Source organism: Nostoc sp. T09 (genome assembly GCF_002154695.1).
In the GTDB taxonomy this organism is placed as follows: Bacteria; Cyanobacteriota; Cyanobacteriia; order Cyanobacteriales; family Nostocaceae; genus Aulosira.
The window spans coordinates 1-6851 of the sequence record NZ_MTAV01000116.1 but is presented as its reverse complement, the minus strand read 5'-3'; the positions used below and the strand labels follow the sequence as shown (position 1 = coordinate 6851).

Sequence of the window (6851 nt, the reverse complement as noted above, 5' to 3'; positions counted from 1 at the left end):
TTGGTTTGTGTAGCCGCGAATTCCATTCGCCAGATGTTTCTTCCAAAGTGGGATGCTCCCTTTTGTGATGCTTCAAACTTCGTTTAGCCAACGTAAAATACTAGCTTTGCTATTTGCTAATCCCTTATAAATCAGTGACTCTGCTGACATGGAATCAATTGCAGCACACAGCTTAACCCGTAACAGTGAATCTTTTTTGATTAAACTACAATCTCTGAAATAAGTACGAATAGTAAATAATGCTGCTTCATAGTCTGGTAGCCCCCAAATTACTTGTCGCTCAATTCGCAGGTAGAGACTGGGATGTTGCAGATCAAAGTTTCTACCTTGCCACTGCTCAACTGCCAAACCAGTTGGTGGTTCGGGATGGTGGTTAAGGCGGATGTCGGTACTCAAACCCCAAGCAAAGCGCACCATTGGTTTACAGTTAATCATAGTATTAACGATCGCATCTGCCCGGCGATTAATTTTTTCTATACCTGCCACAGGCGTATGTATTGCAGCAAAGTCTTTACCAATTTTTTCCTCAGCTGACCAATGATTGGGATAGCACAAATGCACCGCACTCAGCCAATTGCAACCATCGTTACCACGACAGATTACTGTAAAGTCTTCTTGTACCTGTGCTGCTAAAGCATCGAAGGTAGAAGTGTAAGCTGGAAAAACTGAACTACCCTCGACTCGCTGTAACTGCCAGTCTGCATCTAGATAAAGCGTTTCTTTGGTGAGTTGACTAGAGAATATCAAAGTGTTGGCTGTTGATTTTTGATAGCCAAAGTATTGTGGATGTTCTTGGGTAAGGCGCTCAACTATCAAACGAGCGATCGCACCTGCCACAGCCTTAGAATAATTATGAGTCTGGTAGTATTTACTCAACCGTTCGGCACGGGCTAAGAGTTTAGCTTGGCGATAATGAGCAAAATTTTCATCGATTTGAAACACTTGCCCATCAGCTTCACCATTACCTAAACACGAGCCGAACGCCATCATCCCTGGCTTGACTTCGTAGCGCCCGTTCATCAGGGGAAAGTAGCAAGCTGGACTATTGAAGGCTTCGACTTTCTGTGTTTCCACAAGCCAGTTATTTAAACAAGTGCTATTTATAGATGTTTGCATAAAAATTTTGACATCAACCGACATTTCGCAGATGCGATCGCAAAATTTAAAATTTGGCATTGCTGAATATGAGTATGAAAGTCAAAAATTCACTTTTTCAAACTCTTATTCTCTTTTGCTCAAGTCGGCACCGCCCACGCAAGTGTCCTCCTCTGCGTCTCTGCGTGATATAGGAATCCGGTTTTATTCTTGAAAAAATGACCTACTATTTAATATTAAGTCTCGGGTGAGCAATGCCCACCAAACCCAGGATATGGTGGGCATTGCCCAACGCCCTTCGGGTGACGCTCGTTCCTCGCTACCGCTTCGCTAACGCCAGTTCCTTTATGCCGACGGCACTTCCTACAAGTCGGGGAACCCGCCCAACGGAGTGCCTCGGGAAACCCGTCCACCGGACTGGCTCACCGCTACGCTAACACCAACGCAGTGGCTCCCCTACGTGTATTTCAGAAATCAAATATGAGCCATATACTAAATTCATAACTTCACTTAGCAACACCTAAATTTATGCTTTATATTGCCTATTTCCTAGTTTCAATACAGGCTCTAAGCTGTGCCGCCAGAACTTGGATATGAGGCTTTCTCAACATAGTTAAGTGATTACCGGGAATCATATGAATTTCTGTTTTCTCAACAGCCAACTTATCCCACCCCATACTCAAATCCTCCTCAGCCATACTTGATGTCTTACTTGTTTTAAACAGAGTAATTTGCTTCGGGTAGGCTTGCGGAATGTATTTAATAACTGCTTGACTATTAGCGTAGAAAATACGCAGTATTGGGATAATTGTTAACTCGTTTAAAAGATGTAAATTAGTATTCTCAGATATTAAGTTATTTGTAAAACCCTTTTTTAAAAGCACATGCGATAATAGACTTCTCTCCAACCATCCATTAAATTTCTTAAAATTAAAAAACTGAGAAATTAAATTGTTAATTTGATTCTTGCTATGAGCAGCTATTAGACAACAATATCCAAAGAGAAAAGGCCATATATCTCGCGCCGCGGTAGTGAAAAGAAACTTGAAACCATTACCAAAGGAAGGAATATTACTGGGAATTGGTGCTAATGTGTCAAGCATAGCAAGTAAAGCCACCTCATCCCCAGACTTTTGCAGTTGTTGTGCCATCTCAAAAGCAACCACACCGCCAAAAGACCAACCGCCTAAAAAATAAGGGCCTTTTGGCTGCACTTGACGTAATGCTTCAATGTAGTGGGCAGCCATATCTTCAATGCTAGTTAACGGAGCATTTTTACCATCAATTCCTATAGATTGCAGCCCATAAAATGGTTGATTATTTCCTAAATGATGAGCTAATTCGTAATAAGGAAAGATAACACCAAAGATAGGATGGATACAGAAAAAAGGTGGATTAGAGCCAGCAGGCTGAATCGTAACTAAAGGAGACCAAGGTAGAGGATCTATTTCTGTTAATAGGGAATTTACTAAACCTTCAATTGTGGGGTTTAAAAATAATATAGATAGTGGTAAATCACGCTCAAATTGCTTGCGTATCTGTTCTAACAGGCGTACAGACAGTAACGAATTACCTCCCAAGTCAAAGAAGTTATCATGAATACCTACACGCTCAATATTAAGAACTTTAGTCCAAATTTCTGCCAATGTTGCTTCGGTTGCATTACGAGGAGCGATAAAGATTTTATCTATTGAACGGCTATTTGGAATATTGAGTGCTGTTAGTGCTTGGCGGTTCACTTTGCCATTAGGTGTGATTGGCAAAGAATCCAACATTATAAAGGTTCTGGGAACCATGTATTCTGGTAATTTCTCTTTTATGAATTTTCGTAGTTCAGTTGTTGTTGCTGTCTGCTTCAACTTGGTAACAATATAAGCTATTAATTCCTTTTCACTACGTAAATTCTCTTTAGCAATTACTACCGCTTCTTTCACGCTTTGATGCTGATTTAGCACTGCTTCAATTTCTGACAACTCAATGCGGAAACCGCGAATTTTTACTTGATTATCGATCCGATCTAAAAATTCAATATTCCCATCTATTAAATAGCGGGCTAAATCACCAGTTTTGTACAAACGACTTCCTTCTTCTCCTTCTGCCATCTGCCATCTGCCCTCTGCCTTCTTAAAGCATTCAGCAGTTAACTCAGGACGGTTAAGGTAGCCTCGCGCTAGTCCTACTCCACCGATATATATTTCACCAGGAATTCCGATTGGTACAGGTTGTAAATGTTTATCTAATATATAAATTTGAGTGTTAGCAATAGGGCGACCAATGGGTGGTTTTTCACAAACAGCAGTAATCTCGGCAATGGTTGACCAAACAGTTGCTTCAGTCGGTCCGTAAGCGTTAAAAAACCCTCCAATTAGAACTTAACCAACGTTTTACAATCTCCCCAGAACAAGATTCGCCTGCACAAATTATAGTTTGCAATGCGGGGAGTGATTCTGTATGTAGAACCGCCAAAACAGTCGGCGGCAGGGTAATATGAGTAATAGCGTTTTCGCGCAACAATTGAAGTAAACCTTGACTGGGTAGAAGAGATTCTTTCTTTGCTAAATATAGAGTTGCTCCTGTTCCCAGTGCCATGACAATCTCAAAAATTGCAGCATCAAAACTTAATGATGCGAATTGCAGAATGCGGTTACTTGGTTGCAAGTTGAACACCTCAATCTGAGCTTCTGCTAAGTTGGCAAGTCCTCGATGTTCGATTAAAACGCCTTTAGGGTGTCCTGTTGAGCCAGAGGTGTAGATGACATAAGCTAGGTTGCTAGATGTTACACAATTAGTTGGGTTTTTCTGGCTTTGGGAAGCGATCGCTTCTTTATCCCGATCTAAGCAAACTACAGATACCGCTGCATTCCCAAAAAGCTCAACCAATTCCTGTTGAGTTACCAAGACTGATACTTTCGCGTCTTCTAGCATGAATTGAAGACGCTCTTGAGGATAGCTAGGATCTAAAGGTAGGTAAGCGCCACCCGCCTTGAGGATGCCTAAAACTGCAACTATCATCTCTAGCGAACGCTCTATACAAATGCCAACTACAGCATCTGCGCCTACCCCCAATTGTTGCAGGTGGTGTGCAAGTTGGTTGGCTTGAATATTTAGTTCGCGGTAGGTTAACTGTTTCTGTTCAAAGACTAGCGCGATGGGCTGCGCTCCACCGCAGGCGATCGCATTCTGACTTTTTTCTACTTGTGCTGTAAATAACTCATGAAATAACTCGTTCTCTGCGTATTCTCTTTTTGTATCATTCCAATCAATTAATAACTGCTGCCGTTCATTTGCAGTTAATAAAGGCAAGTCTGTTAAACGCTGTTCTGGATTAGCAACAATACTGTCTAGCAGTGTTTGGAAATGTCCCAGCATCCGAGTAATCGTAATATCATCAAATAAATCGGTGCTATATATGACTTGTCCTTTGAAACTTTCTAAATCTTGCCACAGGTGAAACTCTAAATCGAGCTTTGCAGTTTTACTATCAAAGTCGAACTGAGAAAGCCTTAAACCTGGTAAATCTAGCGCTTGAATGGGAGTGTTTTGCAGACTAAATACTACCTGAAATAAAGGATGGCGGCTCAAATCTCGTTCTTGTTGCAGTTCCTCTACCAGCTTTTCAAAAGGCAATTCTTGATGAGCGTAGGCTCCCAAAGTTACCTCTCGCACACGATGCAACAATTCTCGAAACGTCGGGTTACCTGAAAAATCAGTACGTAGCACCAAACTATTGACAAAAAAACCAATTAATCCTTCTATTTCACTACGGTTGCGATTGGCAATAGGTGTACCAACTGCAATATCCTCTTGCTGTGTATAGCGATATAGTAAAGTCTGAAACGCTGCCAGCAGAGTCATAAACAAAGTAACGCCTGCTTGCTGACTAAGTTGCTCTAGCTTCTGAGTTAAATAGGGCGGTAGTTCTATAAATTGTTCTGCACCCTTATAGGTGGAAACTGCTGGTCTTAATCGGTCAGTGGGCAGATTCAACACCGAAATACTATCTAACTGCTTTTGCCAATAAGCTAATTGGGTTTCTAAAGGTGTACAGCCGTCCGTTCCTTGTGTTTGCAACCATTCCCGCTGCCATTCGGCGAAATCTGCATACTGAAGGGGTAGTTCGGGCAAAGGCGTGGACACGGAGTGGCTTGTCGTCAGACATGGCTGATCTTCGACAAAGGTTTTATATAAAGCCTCCAGTTCTCTAATTAGCACGCCAATAGACCAACCATCGGCAACAATATGATGTAAATTCAGCAGTAACACATATTCTGCTTCATCCAGTTGTAGCAACGTCAATCGCAGCAATGGCCCGGCGATCAAATTGAAAGGACGTTGAGCTTCTGCGGTTGCGAGTCGCCGCGCTTGCTGTTCGCGTTCTTGGCTCTCGAAATTGCGTAGGTCTATTATGGGCAGGGGTATGGTTAAGGTGGGAGCTATTACCTGTAGAAGTTGCCCTTCTGCCATTACAAACGTAGTACGTAAGGTTTCGTGGCGGCGGACAATTTCGTTAAATGTCTGCTTTAAGGCAACGAAGTTGAGAGAACCTGTCAGGCGAAGTGCTGTTGACACATTGTAAAACGGATTCCCCGGTGCTAACTGGTCGAGAAACCACAACCTTTGCTGAGCAAAAGAAGTGGCGAAGACAAAAACCTCTGCCTCTTCAGCAGAATTGAGTTCTTCTTTAGTACCAGTGAGATGAGCGGAAAAATACTGGCTCATAAATGTCCCAACTCCAAGACTGCCTTTGTGTGATTCTCTCAACCTATAGTAGGTTAGGATTCACCAAGAGGACACGGAGATTGGGAGACGCAGTGATATCCTATTCGCTTATTTCATTGGCTTTGTTTACTTACCAAACTGCTATTAATTTCCACCGAATTTTATATCTGGCGCAGTATCCTCTGGATATATAGGTGGTGACTGTACCGAGAGCAGAACAACATCTTCATTAGGTGTACTAAAGCCGTGGCTAACACCGTGAGGAATGTAAATAGTATCACCTGCTCCTACCAAATAATTTTTGCCATCTAAAGTGACAACAGCAGTTCCTTCTAGGATGTAAATAAAAGATTCTGAAGCTTCGTGAATGTGGGGCTGAAGTGAAGAGTCTTTAGAAATTTTCACATGATCGAAGCCCACATACGGCAACTGTTTCTGGGACAGCAATCGAGTGATAGTAGCTCCAAAAAGTCTCTCAGACTTGAATTGGGTGAGATTCTTTATGTCGGCTCTGTTTGCTTGAGTAATCATTTTGCGGTTTGCTCCAGTTACTCTCATTCGGAATCGGCATAGCTCATTGATAACAGTGAGTACTAACATTACAAATGTTAATTTAACTAGCCGTTATATGCAGAAAAATAGACATATTAGTAGCTGAGATCGTTGAACTAAATCATTAATAGTATTGTCTATTTTCTTAGCTACATAATAACTCTAACAAGAGCAGATACAACTCACTCTTTAGACACCATTTTGCTGGGGTTTGATTGGCTCTCATTTTTTATTTCAAAGAGTGATTTCAGTAACTATCGCCTGGTGTTTCTTCCAAAAGTGGATGCTCCCGGAGTATCTGCCACTGCTAACAACCCACCATTCGTGAGTGTAGATATTCGTTTACCTCAACAAAAGGATAGGTTTCTGTACTCAAAAGAATCAGAACTTACGCACTCAGATCCCCCAACCCCCTTTTTAAGGGCCTACCGTGTATACACAAGTTGGATGTAAAGTAGGTGCAGAGAATTTTTGAGAAGCAAAAA

At 41.8% G+C, this 6851-nt stretch carries 4 protein-coding genes and 1 pseudogene; all 5 read right to left on the bottom strand.

Annotated features, from left to right (window positions below; all coding sequences use genetic code 11):
- Window positions 1-72 precede the first annotated feature (72 nt).
- Complete coding sequence (locus tag BV372_RS22490; RefSeq protein WP_256973402.1) at window positions 73-1020, bottom strand: DUF3445 domain-containing protein; 948 nt, start codon at window positions 1018-1020, stop codon at window positions 73-75.
- Between the two features lie 617 nt (window positions 1021-1637).
- A complete protein-coding gene (locus tag BV372_RS37800) occupies window positions 1638-3197 on the bottom strand; it encodes a thioesterase domain-containing protein (RefSeq protein ID WP_373270803.1) in 1560 nt (519 codons plus the stop codon).
- Between the two features lie 114 nt (window positions 3198-3311).
- A pseudogene (locus tag BV372_RS38425) lies at window positions 3312-3398 on the bottom strand (hypothetical protein); the annotation flags it as partial.
- 46 nt (window positions 3399-3444) lie between these two features.
- Window positions 3445-5814 carry a condensation domain-containing protein gene (locus BV372_RS37795; protein WP_256973399.1) on the bottom strand — a complete coding sequence of 790 codons (2370 nt, stop codon included), beginning with the start codon at window positions 5812-5814 and terminating at the stop codon, window positions 3445-3447.
- Window positions 5815-5958: 144 nt separating this feature from the next.
- On the bottom strand, window positions 5959-6345 hold the full coding sequence (locus BV372_RS22480) for a cupin domain-containing protein (RefSeq protein ID WP_179198192.1): 387 nt from the start codon (window positions 6343-6345) through the stop codon (window positions 5959-5961).
- Window positions 6346-6851: the final 506 nt, after the last annotated feature.

Coding starts and splice junctions, on each gene's coding strand:
- BV372_RS22490 (WP_256973402.1), bottom strand. CDS start 1,020: ATGAACGGGCGCTACGAAGTCAAGCCAGGGATGATGGCGTTCGGCTCG.
- BV372_RS22480 (WP_179198192.1), bottom strand. CDS start 6,345: ATGATTACTCAAGCAAACAGAGCCGACATAAAGAATCTCACCCAATTC.
- BV372_RS37795 (WP_256973399.1), bottom strand. CDS start 5,814: ATGAGCCAGTATTTTTCCGCTCATCTCACTGGTACTAAAGAAGAACTC.
- BV372_RS37800 (WP_373270803.1), bottom strand. CDS start 3,197: ATGGCAGAAGGAGAAGAAGGAAGTCGTTTGTACAAAACTGGTGATTTA.